Source organism: Massilia sp. KIM (assembly GCF_002007115.1).
Classification (GTDB): Bacteria; Pseudomonadota; Gammaproteobacteria; order Burkholderiales; family Burkholderiaceae_D; genus Telluria.
Genome location: NZ_MVAD01000001.1, coordinates 2,782,422 through 2,798,443 on the forward strand (window position 1 = coordinate 2,782,422; position 16,022 = coordinate 2,798,443).

A 16,022-nucleotide genomic window follows, 5' to 3' on the forward strand; every position below is an offset into this window, starting at 1 on the left:
CGATAATGCTGATCAACGCAACTCCGGCTGGCAGGCCCATCTCATGATCACCCAACTCAAATTCGTCAGCATCCCGGTCGCGGACCAGGACCGCGCCCTCGCCTTCTACACCGACAAGCTCGGCTTCGACATCTCGACCGACCAGCCCATGGGACTGGGCAAACGCTGGATCGAGCTGCGCATCGCCAGCTCGGGCACCCGCGTGGTGCTGTTCACCATGGACGGTCACGAAGACCGGATCGGCACTTTTTTCAACGGCGCCTTCGCCTGCGACAATGTGGAGGCGACCTACCGCCAGCTCAGCGGACGCGGCGTGGAATTCCTGGAGCCGCCGACCTCTCAACCATGGGGTTCGTTCGCCAAGTTCAAGGATTCCGAAGGCAATACCTTCGTCCTGTCGTCCGCCTGACACCCGAGCGCGGGCTGCACGCCATGCCGCCCTACCCGTTCCACATGAAAGAGCCGCCGGGTTGGCGGCTTTGTCACATTTGAGCGACCGAAAGGCCGCCTTCCTCACCCGGCCACCGGAAGGGAATGATATCGTTGCCTCCGTGAATACTCAGCGGGAGTCCCCCGCTCGCGCAACGGGCCCATCGTGAAACGCAAAGCACTCTACCTCGTCATCTTCGCAGTCGCCGCGGCCGGAGCGGCCACCGGCAGCTGGATCGTCGGCCGCAAGCCCGCCACTCCCGCCCCGGCCCCGGCCCAGCAGGCCCAGGCCGCCACGGACGTCAGCGCCATCGCGGCCGACATGCGCCGCCTGCTCGACACCTACCGCCAGATCATCGTGCTGACGCTCGACGAAGCCTCGCTGTCCGAGGCCGAGCGGGCCCAGGCCAACCGCATCGGCCAGCAGCTCTTCCACGAGAACCAGGAGCGCATCGCCAGGGTCGACGGCGCGCTGGCGGCCCTGCTCGCATCGCCCAGCGCCGGCCGCTTCGAGGCCATCGGCTCGCTGCTCGACTACGTCGAATCGAACGAGGGGCTGTACGATGCCGACCGGCTCGCCTTCCGCGAAGTGATGCAGTCGCTGCACACGATGGTCGGCAAGGATTCCTCGCTGCCGGCCATCAAGATGCACAAGCGCGTCTCCGAAGACCTGGAGGCGCTGGCCGAGATCGAGCGCAACTACGAAAAAGAGATCCGCGCCGTGTTCGGCCGCTTCGAGACGCGCTCGATCGAGCTCAAGCGCGAGAAGTGGGACAGCTACGTCGCCTACCTGAAAACCTTGTACCAGCGCGAGGCCATCCTCAAGGAATACGGCGTGGTCCTGCCCTACCCCGCGAAGCCGGAACCGCCCCCGCAAGACACGCGCTCCCAGGCTGGCCGGGAGGGCGAGGAAATCTTCGGCCGCGCCCTGCCTAAGAAGACCATCGTGCTGACCTTCGACGATGGCCCGCACCGCCGCTACACCGAGGAAATCGCGGCCATCCTCAAGCAGTACAACGCACCGGCGATCTTCTTCAGCGTCGGCCGCAACATCGGTTCCTTCGACAAGGCCGGCGCCGCCAAGCTCGGCGCCGGCGCCGACGTGAGCCGCAAGCTGAAGGCGGACGGCTATGCGCTCGCCAACCACAGCTTCACCCACGCCCAGCTCTCCAAGCAAAGCGGCGACACGCTGCGCGCCGAAATCATGAACACCGACGCCCTGCTCAAGGCCGTCGACCCGCAACGCTCGCCCCTGTTCCGCTTTCCCTACGGCGCGCGCAACCGCGAGGGCATGCAGCTTCTTTCCAGCGCCCAGCTGACCTCGGTGATGTGGAACATCGATTCGCTCGACTGGGCCGACCCGGTGCCCTCCTCCATCGCCGACCGCGTGCTGCGCGCGGTCGACAAGGAGGGGCGCGGCATCATTTTGTTCCACGACATCCACGAGCGCACGGTGAAGGCGCTGCCGGCCATCCTCGAGCGCCTGTCGGCCGAGGGCTACCAGTTCGCCGGTTGGGATGGCGAGACCTTCAAGGCGAAAGGCGGCGCCGCGCCCGCGCCGGTGCAGCGCGCGGCAGCCACCGGCTACGCCAATTCCTGGGCGATCCTGGTCGGCATCGACAACTACCAGAAATGGCCGCGCCTGCAATATGCGGTCCGGGATGCTGAAGGGGTTGGACAGATGCTGGTGCAGAAGTTCGGCTTCGCACCGGAGCGGGTGATCACGCTCAAGAACGAAGCCGCGACGCGGGCGGGCATCCTGGCCGCCTTCCACGATCGGCTGGCGCACGGCGGCGTGCAGCCGAACGACCGCATCTTCGTCTTCTTCGCCGGCCACGGCGCCACCCGCAAGCTCAGTTCGGGACGCGACCTGGGTTACATCGTGCCTTTCGACGCCGACCCGGAGCGGCTGGCGACCGATGCGATTCCGATGACCGAGATCCAGAACATTGCCGAGAGCCTGTCGGCCAAGCACGCGCTGTTCGTGATGGACGCCTGCTACAGCGGGCTCGGGCTGACGCGCGGCGCAGCCAATGCCTCCTTCCTGCGCGATAACGCGCGCCGCTTGGGGCGGCAGATGCTCACCGCGGGCGGCGCGGACCAGCTGGTGTCGGACGGCGGACCGAACGGGCACTCGGTGTTCACCTGGACCCTGATGCAGGGCCTGGGCGGCAAGGGCGACCTGAACGGGGACGGACTGATCACGGCGACCGAACTGGCGGCCTATGTCGCGCCGGCAGTATCGAGCGTGTCGCAGCAGACGCCGGCCTTCGGCAGCCTGCCGGGATCGGAAGGCGGCGAGTTCGTGTTCGAGCTGCCGGAGGAAAGCGAGTACCTGAACCCGAATACGGCGCAGTTGTCGAACGACGCGATCGCGCTCAACACCAAGCTTGACGCGAACGCCTCGGCGCCTTTGAGCACGGTGGTGGTGAAAGATCTGCAGGGCGGCGAGCAGAAGATCAAGGCGCCGGCAGCGGTGCTGGTGTCGAGCAGGCAGCAGGCGCAACGGGCGAACGATCTGGGCCTGCAGTTGTATAAGGAGAAGCAGTATGCGCAAGCGGAAGCGCAGTTCACCGAGGCGCTGAAGCTGAGGCCGGACTTTGCGCTGGCCGCCAACAACCTGGGCTTCGTGTTCTACAAACAGGATAAATTCGCCGAGGCGGCGCGCTGGTTCGAGAATGCGGTCAAGATGGATCCGTCCAGGGCGGTGGCCTACCGCAACCTGGGCGATGCCTACGTGAAGTCCGGTCAAGGCGAAAAAGCGAAGGCCGCCTTCACCCGTTATCTGGCGCTGGCGCCGACCGGCGCGGGCGCGGAGTATGCGAAGCAGCAGCTGGAAAAACTCTGAGCCGCGCACCAGGTCCCTTACGACACTACACGACGAGCCGCCAGCTCCCTATTACCCAGCACCCTGTCAACGTCATTCCGGCGAAGGACCGAATGCAAGTTTCGTCGCTCAGAGTTGCGGTAACACTGCGCCGCGTACTTGGATTCCGGCCTTCGCCGGAATGACGTGCGGGGGCTGACGGACTTTGTGTGACCGGAGCGTATGACGGAATCCAAGTTTCGTCGCTCAGAGTTGCGGTAACACTGCGCCACGTACTTGGATTCCGGCCTTCGCCGGAATGACGTGCGGGGGCTGACGGACTTCGTGCGACCGAAGCACATGACGGAATACATGACGGTATCCAAATTTCGTCGCTCAGTATTGCGGTAACACTGCGCCACGAACTTGGATTCCGGCCTTCGCCGGAATGACGTGCGGGGGCTGACGGACTTCGTGTGACCGGAGCGTATGACGGAACGTGCACTTCCAAGAGGTGCTTGAATCCCCAAAACAAAATGCCCGCCCTCTTTCGAGGTGGCGGGCATTTATACGCATGACTGCCAACGTCGCGTCCGACGTGACGCCCAACGTGGCGAGCAACGGGACGCCCAATGTGGCGACCAACAGGGCGCCCAGAAGGGCGCCCTGCTCACCAGTTCGCTTACGCGGTTTCCTTCAACTGCTCCAGAATCGCCGGGTTCTCCAGCGTGGACACGTCCTGGGTAATGGTCTCGCCCTTGGCCAGCACGCGCAGCAGGCGGCGCATGATCTTGCCGGAGCGGGTCTTGGGCAGGTTGTCGCCGAAACGGATCTCCTTCGGCTTGGCGATCGGACCGATTTCCTTCGCCACCCAGTTGCGCAGCTCGGTCGCCAGTTTCTTGGCGTCTTCGCCGGTCGGACGCGCCTGCTTCAGCACCACGAAGGCGCAGATCGATTCGCCCGTGGTCTCGTCCGGCTTGCCCACCACCGCGGCTTCCGCCACGATCGGGTGCGCCACCAGCGCCGATTCGATCTCCATCGTGCCCATGCGGTGACCCGACACGTTCAGCACGTCGTCGATGCGGCCCGTGATCGTGAAGTAACCGGTGTCCTTGTTGCGGATCGCCCCGTCACCGGCCAGGTAGTATTTACCGCCCAGTTCATCCGGGAAGTAGCTGGTACGGAAGCGGTCCGGGTTGTTCCAGATGGTGCGGATCATCGACGGCCACGGGCGCTTCACCACCAGGATGCCGCCCTGCCCGTTCGGCACATCGGCGCCCGATTCGTCCACGATCGCAGCCATGATGCCCGGCAGCGGCAGGGTGCAGGAGCCCGGCACCATCGGGGTCGCGCCCGGCAGCGGGGTGATCATGTGGCCGCCGGTCTCGGTCTGCCAGAAGGTGTCCACGATCGGGCAACGTTCCTGGCCGACATTACGGTAGTACCACATCCAGGCTTCCGGATTGATCGGCTCGCCCACCGAACCCAGCAGACGCAGGCTGGACAGGTCGAAGTTCTTCGGGTGCACCTTGGCGTCCACGTCCGAGGCCTTGATCAGGGAACGGATCGCGGTCGGCGCGGTGTAGAAGATCGAGACCTTGTGCTTGGCAATGGTTTCCCAGAAACGGCCGGCGTGCGGGAAGGTCGGCACGCCCTCGAACACGACCTGGGTCGCGCCCACCGCCAGCGGGCCATAGGCGATGTAGCTGTGGCCGGTCACCCAGCCGATGTCGGCGGTGCACCAGTAGACGTCTTCCGGCTTGATGTCGAAAGTCCACTTCATGGTCATCGCGGCCCACAGCAGGTAGCCGCCGGTCGAGTGCTGCACGCCTTTCGGGGTGCCGGTCGAGCCCGAGGTGTAGAGGATAAAGAGCGGATGCTCGGCATCGACCCATTCCGGCTCGCACTCGGCGCTTTGGCCGTCGACCAGCTCGTGCAGCCAGATGTCGCGGCCCTGCTGGAAGTTGATGTTGCCACCGGTACGCTTGTAGACGATCACGTCCTTGACGGAATCGCAGCCGCCCAGGCCCAGGGCCTCGTCGACGATGGCCTTCAGGGGCAGCGACTTGCCGCCACGCAACTGTTCGTCAGCGGTAATGACGGCCACGGCGCCGGCGTCGATGATGCGTTCCTGCAGCGACTTGGCCGAGAAACCGCCGAACACGACCGAGTGGGTGGCGCCGATGCGGGCGCAGGCCTGCATGGCGGCCACGCCTTCGACCGACATCGACATGTAGATGATGACGCGGTCGCCCTTCTTGATGCCGCGCGATTTCAGCGCATTGGCGAACTTGCCGACGCGCTCGTGCAGCTCGCGGTAAGTCACCTTGGTGACGGCGCCGTCGTCCGCCTCGAAGATGATGGCGGTCTTGTCGGCGTTGCCGTTCTTCAGGTTGCGGTCGAGGCAGTTGTACGAGGCGTTCAACTGGCCGTCGGCGAACCATTTATAAAAGGGCGCCTTGGATTCGTCCAGGGTACTGGTGAAAGGCTTGTGCCACTCGATGTGTTCGCGGCCCTGGCGCGCCCAGAAGCCTTCGTAGTCCTTGTCCGCCTCGGCGCACAGCGCCTCGTATTCGGCCATGCTCTTGATGGCTGCCTTCGCGGAAAATTCGGGAGGCGGCGGGAAAACGCGGTTTTCCTGCAAGCCCTGGGTCTGGTCCTGGGTGGTCTCGTTCTCGGCCATTCTAGTCTCCATAGTAGTAGTAACTTTGCTAGACACCTTAGGTGGGCACGCTTACTGAGCCCTTACAGCTGCTGCCGACTCACCGGCCATTCTACCAACGCCTGTTGCAAAGAGTCTAAGTCCATTTCAAGCCCGGACATTAACCCTACTGCCGGTGTAGAATGCTGAGCTGTTTTGTCGCAATCCTGGAGTCTTCCGTCCGATGTCCCAGCTTTCTCCGCACAACCGAGGCCCCCAGCTCTCCCCGCTGAACAACCTGATTTTCGCCAGCCGCTGGCTGCAGTTGCCCCTCTACCTGGGTCTGATCCTGGCGCAATGCGTCTACGTGTTCCATTTCTGGGTCGAACTGGTCGACCTGATCGGCGCCGCCATGGGCAACGCCGCTTCGCTCCAGCACATCCTGGACGCCGTCAGCGTGCCGGGCGGCACCCGCCCGACCAAGCTGACCGAAGTCACCATCATGCTGGTCGTGCTCGGCCTGATCGACGTGGTCATGATCTCGAACCTGCTGATCATGGTCATCGTGGGCGGCTACGAGACCTTCGTCTCGCGCATGCACCTGGAGAACCATCCGGACCAGCCCGAGTGGCTGTCGCACGTGAACGCCTCGGTGCTCAAGACCAAGCTGGCGATGGCGATCATCGGCATCTCCTCGATCCACCTGCTGAAAACCTTCATCAACGCCTCGGCCTATGACGAGAAGACGCTGATGTACCAGACGATCATCCACTGCGCCTTCCTGCTGTCGGCGCTGGCGATCTCGTACACCGACCGCATCACCACGCTCACGCACCACCAGCCAAAGCATTAATACAAACCCTCGTACTCCAAGAGAACCCACATGGCAACCGTCATCAAACAGGAAGACCTGATCGAATCCGTCGCCGCCGCGCTCCAGTACATCAGCTACTACCACCCGGCCGACTACATCCAGCACCTGGCACGCGCCTATGAAGCCGAGCAGAGCCCGGCCGCCAAGGACGCGATCGCCCAGATCCTGACCAACTCGCGCATGTGCGCCGAAGGCAAGCGTCCGATCTGCCAGGACACCGGCATCGTCAACGTGTTCCTGAAGATCGGCATGAACGTGCGCTTCGAAGGCTTCACCGGTTCGGTGACCGACGCCGTCAACGAAGGCGTGCGCCGCGCCTACAACTTCGCCGACAACAAGCTGCGCGCGTCCATCGTGGCCGACCCGCACTTCGAGCGCAAGAACACCAAGGACAACACCCCGGCCGTGGTCCACATGGAGCTGGTCGAGGGCGACACCGTCGACGTCAAGCTGGCGGCCAAGGGCGGCGGTTCGGAGAACAAGACCAAGTTCGTCATGCTCAACCCCTCCGACTCGCTGGTCGACTGGGTGATCAAGACAGTGCCCCTGATGGGCGCCGGCTGGTGCCCGCCGGGCATGCTCGGCATCGGCATCGGCGGCACCGCCGAGAAGGCGATGCTGATGGCGAAAGAGTCGCTGATGGAAGACATCGACATGTACGAGCTCAAGCAGCGCGGCCCGCAGAACAAGCTGGAAGAGCTGCGCATCGAACTGTGCGACAAGATCAACGCGCTGGGCATCGGCGCCCAGGGCCTGGGCGGCCTGACCACGGTGCTGGACGTGAAGATCAACATGTACCCGACCCACGCGGCCTCCAAGCCGGTGGCGATGATCCCGAACTGCGCCGCCACGCGTCACGCCCACTTCGTGCTGGACGGCTCGGGCCCGGCCTACATCGAACCGCCGGCGCTGTCGACCTGGCCGGAAGTGCACTGGACCCCGGACACCGAGAAGTCCAAGCGCGTCGACCTGAACACCCTGACCCGCGAGGAAGTCGCGTCCTGGAAGCCGGGCCAGACCCTGCTCCTGAACGGCAAGATGCTGACCGGCCGCGACGCCGCCCACAAGCGCATCCAGGACATGCTGGCCAAGGGCGAGCAGCTGCCGGTGGACTTCACCAACCGCGTGATCTACTACGTCGGCCCGGTCGATCCGGTGCGCGACGAAGTGGTGGGCCCGGCCGGCCCGACCACCGCGACCCGCATGGACAAGTTCACCGACATGATGCTCGAGAAGACCGGCCTGATCGCGATGATCGGCAAGGCCGAGCGCGGCCCTGCTGCCATCGAGTCGATCCAGAAGCACCAGTCGGCCTACCTGATGGCGGTCGGCGGCTCGGCCTACCTGGTGTCGAAGGCGATCAAGTCGGCCAAGGTAGTCGGCTTCCAGGACCTGGGCATGGAAGCGATCTACGAGTTCGAAGTCACCGACATGCCGGTGACCGTGGCCGTCGATTCGACCGGCACCTCGGTGCACATCACCGGTCCGAAGGAGTGGGCCGCCAAGATCGAGTCGCTGAAAGGCATCCCGGTCACCACCGCCTGACGCCAAGCGGACGGGCTCGCCCGAACGGGCCCGCCCGTCCGCGCCACGCATTCCTTCACGGCCGCCATGACGCACCCTACTCCGCCCAACGACGCCCCGGTCGGCATCTTCGACTCGGGCGTCGGCGGCCTCTCGGTGCTGCGCCACATCGGGGCGCAGTTGCCGCACGAACACCTGCTGTATTTTGCCGATTCCGGCTTCGCCCCCTACGGCGACAAGCCGGAATCGGTCGTGGTCGAGCGCGTGCTGTCCATCGCGGCCTATCTCGCCACCCATGGCGTGAAGGCGCTGGTGGTCGCCTGTAACACCGCCACCGTAGCGGCGGTGCGCACCCTGCGCGCGCGCTATCCCGACATGCCCATCGTCGGCGTCGAGCCCGGCCTCAAGCCGGCCGCCGCTGCCACCCGCAACGGCAAGGTCGGCGTGCTGGCCACCGAGCGCACCCTGCGCGGCGCCAAGTTCCTCGACCTGCGCGACCAGATCCACGAAGCCACCGGCGCCGAGTTCCTGCTCCAGCCCTGCGTGGGCCTGGCCGACCAGATCGAATTCGGCGAGCTCGATTCGCAGGAGACGGCAAGGATGCTGGAGCGCTTCATCCACCCCTTGCTCGAGGCCGGGGCCGATACCCTGGTGCTGGGCTGCACCCACTATCCGCTGGTGCAGGCCTCGATCGAGCGCGTGCTGGCGCAGGCCGGCAAGCCGGATGTCTGCCTGATCGACACCGGCGACGCGGTGGCGCGCCAGCTGGCGCGTTTGCTGGAAACGGGTGGCCTGCTGCGCGAGGGCGGCGGCGCGCCCGCCAGCCTCACCGGTTTCACCAGCGCCAGCAGCACCGCGCTGCGCGCGGCCTTCACCAGCCTGATCGGCGTCGATCCGCCAGTGCACGAGGTCGAGATCGCATTCCCGGCCGGCTACGAGAAAAGCGCGCGCATTTAAATTTGCCAGTTTGCCGAGGAGTTTGTATAATCTCGTTCTGTCTCGGCAACAGCGAGACAAAGAAGCAAGTCAGTGGTGGCTGTAGCTCAGTTGGTAGAGTCCAGGATTGTGATTCCTGTTGTCGTGGGTTCGAGTCCCATCAGCCACCCCAAGAATTCATCTGTAAAACAACGGGTTACTAGCGAAGTTGCTGTAACCCGTTGTTGTTTTTGGAGATGCATTCCGTTTTGGAAGATCTGCTGATCCTAGTGAGAGTCGACGCATAGCCCATATGCTTCCCGGCTCCGCAGCTAATATTGCAACTATTCTTCACCCCAAAGCGGTATTCCGGAGCCGAGCTGTTTTAGATTCTGCTTTAGGTTCAGTTCGATCTCAAGGTTGGGGGCCATCTCCATGATCTGCCGATGGAAGGGGCTGCCCGGAGGTACAAGTGCCGCCTCCCTCACTACTCGTTCTGTCACGCTGATATTGTTTTTGATAGTTTTTGCAAAGCGAACCATTCTACTCGGCGGTCTACCCACGATCGTAGTCTCTGTCGTCTGTATTAGTAGCTGTTTCACGACGTCTCGTGAAATTTGATCATCAGATTGAAAGTATCTTAGCATGACACCAACCGTGTCATACGGCACTTCTTTTTGCATTGCGAACGCTGCAAGCATGCTGAAGCCCCGATCAGCACCCGGAAATGGGAGTGGCTTGGGTTTATAAGACGAGCGATTCCAGCGTGCGATCGCCACTACTACGCACCCGCCGTATTCGGGACGCTCCAGCCAGATATCGGGTTCCGGCTGCCGGTCGAACGGTGCGGTTGTCTGAATTAGAGATTCATCGGGTATGTAGATTCGGATTTGTGCCCCTAGTCGTCTGCTAACTCGTCGTTATGGCTTTTCGCTAACGGGGCAAGGTCGTGTTGCCGTTCGACTCGAATATGAAAACGGCCGCTTTCGTGGAGACTTAAATGAATCTCACCCGCGAAGCTACCTGATCTTACATACACTTCGCGCCCGTGGACCGCAATATTCCAGCAACTCGATTGTGCTCCGTACTTTGAGCCTACGATGAAGCTTAGATGCGTTTTCCCGCGGTGCCAACTTCTACTGAGAAGATGTTGAGGTGTCATGGGATCAGTTTCGCTTACTTTACTGAAAGGGCTGATGGGCAGTGTAATCACGTGCTTAATACTTCCGCAAACTTCGCAATAGTTGCCTTGGGGATATGCCAGGGGTACTTAGCGAGACTGGCAGGTACCGCGCAGGGAAAACGCTTTTCTAATCACGGTGCGAAACTCGCCCTACCCCTTTATTCGCTTGAACGCTCGACGCGCTCCTTCTACCGCTTCCCTACTGACATGACTGTGCCCTTGGCTCCGCTGGTTCGGCACGTCATCGTCCACCTCTTTTAGGTAAGGCTCATCATCAGGTTTGCAGCGCGCCATAGAACACCAACTGAGTGCGTGCCGCCGGGCTCACGCGCGGTGCTCATCGCGCCAGCGACCCAATTTCGGACCTTGCCGCAGAGTTGCCGAAAAAGCGAATGATTGCGAATACTTTTCTACTTGGTCAAAGGACCACGGAGCGCGCTGTAACTGAGAGAACTGCAGCCTTAAGACACCTACCATTAATGCAAGTTACTGGTCAGAATAGCGGCTTGGCGGGTAAGCATTTCCCTGAGAAAGCCGGTTTACTAACGCTAGCGGAATGAAAGGAGATAACAGTCTCACCATCTAAACGTCGGATACTCAGATTCACTAGCGAAACTCGCCCCCCCAAGGCCGTAGACGCGATTGCCGTTTTCCCAGTGTAATAATAGTTCTTTTCGTCGAACTTCGTCCTAACATCTCCAAGCTGAGTTTGGTACTTTGCCACCCGCTTATCCATATCGAGCTCAATAATCAGCGTTTCATGATCGGATTTAGGGTTCGTTGGCGAACCATCGATTGTTTGATATAAGCGATTCCACCCATTGCACAACAATGTTATTTGCTTTGCAAAACAAGCATTGCAGAAGATTGCCACAAAAAATCCAAATACGATATTTTTCATAAATGTGCCTTCTTCCATTGCTAATCGCTCTGCCCATCAATCCATAGCAGTTATTCTCTGCGTCTGTTGCGATGAAACTTCCGTTCATCGGCATGGTACGAGGCCAGCTTTCATCGCTCAACATCGCGAAGCGGTCGCGTTACTACTGCTCGACCTCAGTAGTTTACAAGAAGTGCAGATTAATTTGCTGGTCTCTTCGTCCCACTTATTCCAGATTGAAAATAAATTTCGGCTGAACGTGCCGCCCCAGCTGCGTGTTCGTTATGCGCGCCATATTTGCACCTCACCGCACCAGATAGGTGCAGTGACGTCGTACAAATACGTCATCTATAAGATTGCGGTTGAGTATCACCTATTGCCTCCTTGCCAGCCAGGCATGGCATGCTATGCTAGCTTCATCGCCCCGCAGAGCACCGGCATGCCTCCCCCCGACACCCACGACCCGCAGATTTCCCAGCTCGCCGCCAAGCGCAAGCCGGCCGCGCGACTGGCCGCCCTGGTCCTGCTGACCTTCTGCATGCTGCTGGCCGGCCTGCAGGTGGCCGACGCCTGGCGCGCGCGCGACAAGCGCCTGCACGCGGCGGCGGTGGCCAACTCGAACATGGTGCACGCCCTCGCCGCCCAGGGCGAAAGCGCGATCCGGATCACCGACACCGTGCTGGCAAGCGTGGTCGAGCAGGTCGAGCACGAAGGCTGGAGCGGAGAAGCCGGCGCGCGCCTGCAGAACCACCTGCGCAACATGGTGCGCGAAGTCGAGGAACTGCACGGCCTCCTGATCTACGACGCCGAAGGCAACTGGGTCCTGAATTCGCTCGACAAGCCGATGAAGGGAAACAACGCCGACCGCGAATACTTCCGCTACCACCGCAGCCACCCGGACCGTGGCGCCCATGTCGGCCCACCGGTCCTGAGCCGCTCCACCGGCGCCTGGGTGCTGCCGATCTCGCGCCGCATCAACCACCCCGACGGCAGCTTCGCCGGCGTGGCGGTCGCCACCATCCAGATCGCCTACTTCGCCCGCCTCTACGATGCCTTCGACGTCGGCCGCGACGGCACCATCCTGCTGGCGCTGGACGACGGCACCCTGGCCTACCGCCGCCCCTTCAACGAGAAGCTGATCGGCGAGACGATCGCCCCCGGCAGCGTCTACCAGACCTACAGGCAGGTCGGCGCGGTCGGCAGCGCCACCCTGCGCGGGCGCATGGACGGGGTGCTGCGCCTGTACAGCTTCCGGCGCATGGGCGGCTATCCGCTGCTGGTGGTAGCGGGCGTGTCGCGCGACGAGGTGCTGGCCGAATGGCGCGCCTCGACCACGATCCTGGTCGGAGGCAGCGTGCTGGTGGTGCTGCTGCTGGCCGCGGTCGGGGTGAGGCTGGTGCGCCAGATCATGATCCGCGACAGCCTCGAACAGGAACTGATGAGCGCGCGCGAGCGGCTCCAGGAGCGCAACGAGATCCTGACCGAACTGGCCGAACGCGACGGGCTTACCGGCATCTCGAACCGCCGCCACTTCGAGGAAACCCTGCAGCTCGAGATCGGCCGCGCGGCGCGCACCGGCCGTCCGATCTCGCTGATCATCCTCGACGTCGACAACTTCAAGAAGTACAACGACCGCTACGGCCACGTGGCCGGCGACGACTGCCTGCGCCGGGTGGCCGCCGCCCTGCCCGGCAGCCTGGCGCGGCCGAGCGACTTCCCGGCCCGCTACGGCGGCGAAGAATTCGTGATCCTGCTGCCGGAGACCGGCGCCAGCGGCGCCGCTCACGTGGCCGAGAAAGTGCGCCTGGCGGTGATGGAATGCGAGCTGGCCCACGCCGACAACTGCCCCGGCGTGGTCACCGTCAGCCTGGGCGTGTTCACCACCCTGATCGACGCCGCCGCCCCGCCCTCGGGCGCGGCCCTGGTGGCCCAGGCCGACCAGTTGCTCTACCGCGCCAAGCAGCTCGGCCGCAACCGCGCCGTCAGCACCCTGGAGGACGAGCCCCTGGCGGCGCAGGCATGAGGCTGGACGCCGGGGGGAGTGGTATGCTGCCGGCTTCCGGCACTCCCCCCACCGACATGGCGCCATCCCCCCACCCCGATCCGCACATCTCGCGCCTGGCCGCCAAGAAGCGGCCGGCGGTGCGCTACGCGATCGCCTTCCTGGCCGTGTTCTGCGCGCTGCTGGTCGTGATCGCGGCCTGGGACGCCTGGAGCGCGCGGCGCGCGCGCTTGGCCGACACCGTGGCCTCGACCTCGAACGTGGCGCTGGCGCTGGCGGCCCAGGGCGAAAGCACGATCCGGGTGGTGGACACGGTGCTGGCCGGCCTGGTCGAGCGCATCGATCACGACGGGCTCGACCGCATCGACCTTGCGCGCCTCGAACGCCACCTGCGCGACACCGTGGCCGAGGTCAAGGAGCTGCACGGCCTGTTCGTCTACGGCGCCGACGGCAGCTGGATCGCCACCTCGCTCGAGCGCCGGATGCAGCACAACAATTCGGACCGCGCATACTTCCACTACCACCGCACCCACAAGGACCGCAAGGTGCACGTCGGCCTGCCGGTGCGCAGCCGCTCCAGCGGGGTGTGGATCCTGCCGGTCTCGCGCCGCCTGGACAACCCGGACGGCAGCTTCGCCGGCGTGGTGCTGGGCACCATCCGGGTCGACTATTTCTCCGAGCTGTACGAGCGCTTCGACACCGGCCGCTCCGGCACCATCGTCCTGCTGCACGACAGCGGCGTGCTGATCTACCGCCATCCCTTCAACCCCCTACAGGTCGGCAACGACGTCACCAAGGGACCGATCATGGAGATGTACCGCCGCCACGGCCCGGTCGGCTCGGCCATGATGCGCTCCTACTTCGACAAGGTGGAGCGCCAGTACAGCTACCGCCATCTCGACGGCTTCCCGCTGATCGTCTCGACCGCGCAGTCGAAGCAGGACATCCTGGCGCCCTGGTGGCAGTCGACGCTGACGCTGGGCGCCGTGATCGTGGTGGTGCTGGTGCTGCTGGTCGGCTTCGGCTCGCGCCTGGTGCGCCAGATCATGATCCGCGACCGGCTCGAGGAGGAGCTGACGAGCGCGCGCGCCGCGCTGCAGGAAGACAACCGGGAGCTGGCCAGGATGGCCGACCACGACGGCATGACCGGCATCGCCAACCGGCGCCGCTTCGAGGAAGCGCTGGCGCAGGAGCGCAGCCGGGCGATGCGCACCGCGCAGCCGCTGTCGCTGGTGATGCTGGACGTGGACTTCTTCAAGAAATTCAACGACACCTATGGCCACGTGGCGGGCGACGACTGCCTGCGCCGGGTGGCGACCGCGATCGGCGACAGCCTGGCCCGGCCTTCGGACCTGGCGGCGCGCTACGGCGGCGAGGAATTCGTGGTCCTGCTGCCGGCCACGCATGCGCGCGGGGCGCAGCGGGTGGCGGAGCGGATCCGGGAAGCGGTGATGGCGGCGGCGATCCCGCATGCGGGCAATCCGGCGGGCATCGTCACCATCAGCGCCGGCGTGTCCAGCATGCGCTTCACGCCGGGCGAGGACGCCGATCCGACCTTGCTGGTGGAACGGGCGGATGCCTTGCTGTACCGGGCCAAGCAGGCCGGCAGGAACCAGGTCTGCGGCGAGGCGGAAGCGCAGCCGGCGCACGCCTCCTCCGCCGGCTCCTAGAAGCCCGCCCCGGCGCCGGCCGGGGGCGAAGCGCGGATCAATGACGGTAGGGATTGCGCGGCCTGTCGTCGAAGCGGTTCGGCACCCCATCCCCATCGCGGTCGCGACGCGCGGCCACCCGTTCGACGTGGCGCCAGCCGCCGCGGTCCAGCTGCCAGCCCTGGCGGTCGTGGCGCCATTCCGGACGCTGGTAGGCGTAGCCCGGGCGCACGCGCTCGAAGTGGCCGGCGACCCACACGTGGCGGCGGCCGTTCCAGTCCCAGTAGCCCGGCACCCAGTCGTAGCCGCGGCGCGCGGCCGGCACGGCTTCGCGCAGCGGCGCCGGCGGGGCCTTGTGCGCGATCACGACTTCGGCGCGGATCGCGGCGTCGGCCTGGGCGGGTGCGAAGGCGGCGGCGCCGATCAGGACGGCGGCGGTGGCGGCGAGTATGCTTTTCATGGTGCTCTCCTTGCGGTTGGTGTGAGACCACTATAGCCAGGCCCGGCCGGGCGATGGGCGAATGAAGGAAGTTATTACAGCCGATACACGAGGCCACAAACCTGTAACAGCAGGCCGGGAATGTAAATCGGTGTAAGGAGAGGCCGGACTGCCGGGTGATGCGCGGGGTGCTGCGGGAGGGCGTGCTACAGGAGGGTGTGCTGCGCGGAGAGACGCAGCCGGCCGGGAGGCCGGCTGCGCAGGGAAGATTAGTCCAGCTTCCAGGCGTAGTCGACCTTGGTCCAGGTCTGGGCCGGCGCGCCGTCCTTGGTGCCCGGCTTGAACTTGCACGAGGTCAGGCCCTTGACCAGCGCCTTGTCCAGGTTCTTGAAGCCGCTCGACTTGTCGATCTTCGACTCGGCCACCGTACCGTCAGCATTGACCAGGAACGACGCCGAGGTCGTGCCCTGCTCTTCGTTCATCAGCGAAGCCTTCGGGTATTCGATTGCGCACTTCTTCGGGTCGAACGAAGCCGGGACTTCAGCGGCGAAGGAGGTGGCGCAGGCGCCGGTCAGGGCCAGGGCTGCGAACAGCTTGACGGTCAGGTTTTGCATGGTTGATTCCCCAATTAGTTGATATGAAGTTTGCAGTCTCTCTGCATGCCGGCTGGTTCGCCGGCG

General features: G+C 64.0%; 12 protein-coding genes and 1 tRNA gene. 8 read left to right on the plus strand and 5 right to left on the minus strand.

Annotated elements, in window-relative coordinates; translation table 11 throughout:
- Nucleotides 1-43 precede the first annotated feature (43 nt).
- Nucleotides 44-409 carry a VOC family protein gene (locus B0920_RS12125; protein ID WP_078032740.1) on the plus strand — a complete coding sequence of 122 codons (366 nt, stop codon included), beginning with the start codon at nucleotides 44-46 and terminating at the stop codon, nucleotides 407-409.
- A gap of 186 nt (nucleotides 410-595) precedes the next feature.
- A complete protein-coding gene (locus B0920_RS12130; RefSeq protein WP_229455418.1) occupies nucleotides 596-3,277 on the plus strand; it encodes a polysaccharide deacetylase family protein in 2,682 nt (893 codons plus the stop codon).
- A gap of 640 nt (nucleotides 3,278-3,917) precedes the next feature.
- Here B0920_RS12130 and acs read toward each other — a convergent pair.
- A complete protein-coding gene (gene acs / locus B0920_RS12135) occupies nucleotides 3,918-5,918 on the minus strand; it encodes an acetate--CoA ligase (RefSeq protein WP_078032741.1) in 2,001 nt (666 codons plus the stop codon).
- A gap of 202 nt (nucleotides 5,919-6,120) precedes the next feature.
- On the opposite strand from acs, the gene B0920_RS12140 reads away from it, so the two are divergent.
- The 4 genes from B0920_RS12140 to B0920_RS12155 all read left to right on the plus strand — a co-directional run bounded on the left by B0920_RS12140 (nucleotide 6,121) and on the right by B0920_RS12155 (nucleotide 9,382).
- The gene (locus tag B0920_RS12140) at nucleotides 6,121-6,729 is read left to right on the plus strand and encodes a TIGR00645 family protein (RefSeq protein WP_078032742.1); all 609 of its coding nucleotides are present in this window, start codon (nucleotides 6,121-6,123) and stop codon (nucleotides 6,727-6,729) included.
- Nucleotides 6,730-6,759: 30 nt separating this feature from the next.
- Nucleotides 6,760-8,295 (plus strand): fumarate hydratase, encoded by a 1,536-nt coding sequence (locus B0920_RS12145; RefSeq protein ID WP_078032743.1) that lies wholly within the window; start codon nucleotides 6,760-6,762, stop codon nucleotides 8,293-8,295.
- A gap of 66 nt (nucleotides 8,296-8,361) precedes the next feature.
- Nucleotides 8,362-9,231, plus strand: coding sequence for a glutamate racemase (gene murI, locus B0920_RS12150; RefSeq protein ID WP_078032744.1), 870 nt, complete (start codon nucleotides 8,362-8,364; stop codon nucleotides 9,229-9,231).
- Nucleotides 9,232-9,306: 75 nt separating this feature from the next.
- Nucleotides 9,307-9,382, plus strand: a tRNA-His gene (locus B0920_RS12155).
- A gap of 151 nt (nucleotides 9,383-9,533) precedes the next feature.
- Here B0920_RS12155 and B0920_RS25610 read toward each other — a convergent pair.
- Both B0920_RS25610 and B0920_RS25615 read right to left on the minus strand, forming a co-directional pair.
- On the minus strand, nucleotides 9,534-9,968 hold the full coding sequence (locus tag B0920_RS25610) for a hypothetical protein (protein ID WP_143745718.1): 435 nt from the start codon (nucleotides 9,966-9,968) through the stop codon (nucleotides 9,534-9,536).
- Nucleotides 9,969-10,865: 897 nt separating this feature from the next.
- The gene (locus B0920_RS25615) at nucleotides 10,866-11,291 is read right to left on the minus strand and encodes a hypothetical protein (protein ID WP_143745719.1); all 426 of its coding nucleotides are present in this window, start codon (nucleotides 11,289-11,291) and stop codon (nucleotides 10,866-10,868) included.
- A gap of 358 nt (nucleotides 11,292-11,649) precedes the next feature.
- Between B0920_RS25615 and B0920_RS12160 the strand changes: the two genes are divergently transcribed.
- The gene (locus B0920_RS12160) at nucleotides 11,650-13,275 is read left to right on the plus strand and encodes a sensor domain-containing diguanylate cyclase (protein ID WP_229455423.1); all 1,626 of its coding nucleotides are present in this window, start codon (nucleotides 11,650-11,652) and stop codon (nucleotides 13,273-13,275) included.
- 23 nt (nucleotides 13,276-13,298) lie between these two features.
- Nucleotides 13,299-14,924 (plus strand): sensor domain-containing diguanylate cyclase, encoded by a 1,626-nt coding sequence (locus B0920_RS12165; RefSeq protein ID WP_229455428.1) that lies wholly within the window; start codon nucleotides 13,299-13,301, stop codon nucleotides 14,922-14,924.
- Nucleotides 14,925-14,961: 37 nt separating this feature from the next.
- Here B0920_RS12165 and B0920_RS12170 read toward each other — a convergent pair whose 3' ends face one another.
- A complete protein-coding gene (locus B0920_RS12170; RefSeq protein WP_078032745.1) occupies nucleotides 14,962-15,363 on the minus strand; it encodes a YXWGXW repeat-containing protein in 402 nt (133 codons plus the stop codon).
- A 248-nt stretch (nucleotides 15,364-15,611) separates the two neighbouring features.
- Nucleotides 15,612-15,956: an energy transducer TonB gene (locus tag B0920_RS12175; protein WP_078032746.1), complete on the minus strand. Its 345-nt coding sequence runs from the start codon at nucleotides 15,954-15,956 to the stop codon at nucleotides 15,612-15,614.
- Nucleotides 15,957-16,022: the final 66 nt, after the last annotated feature.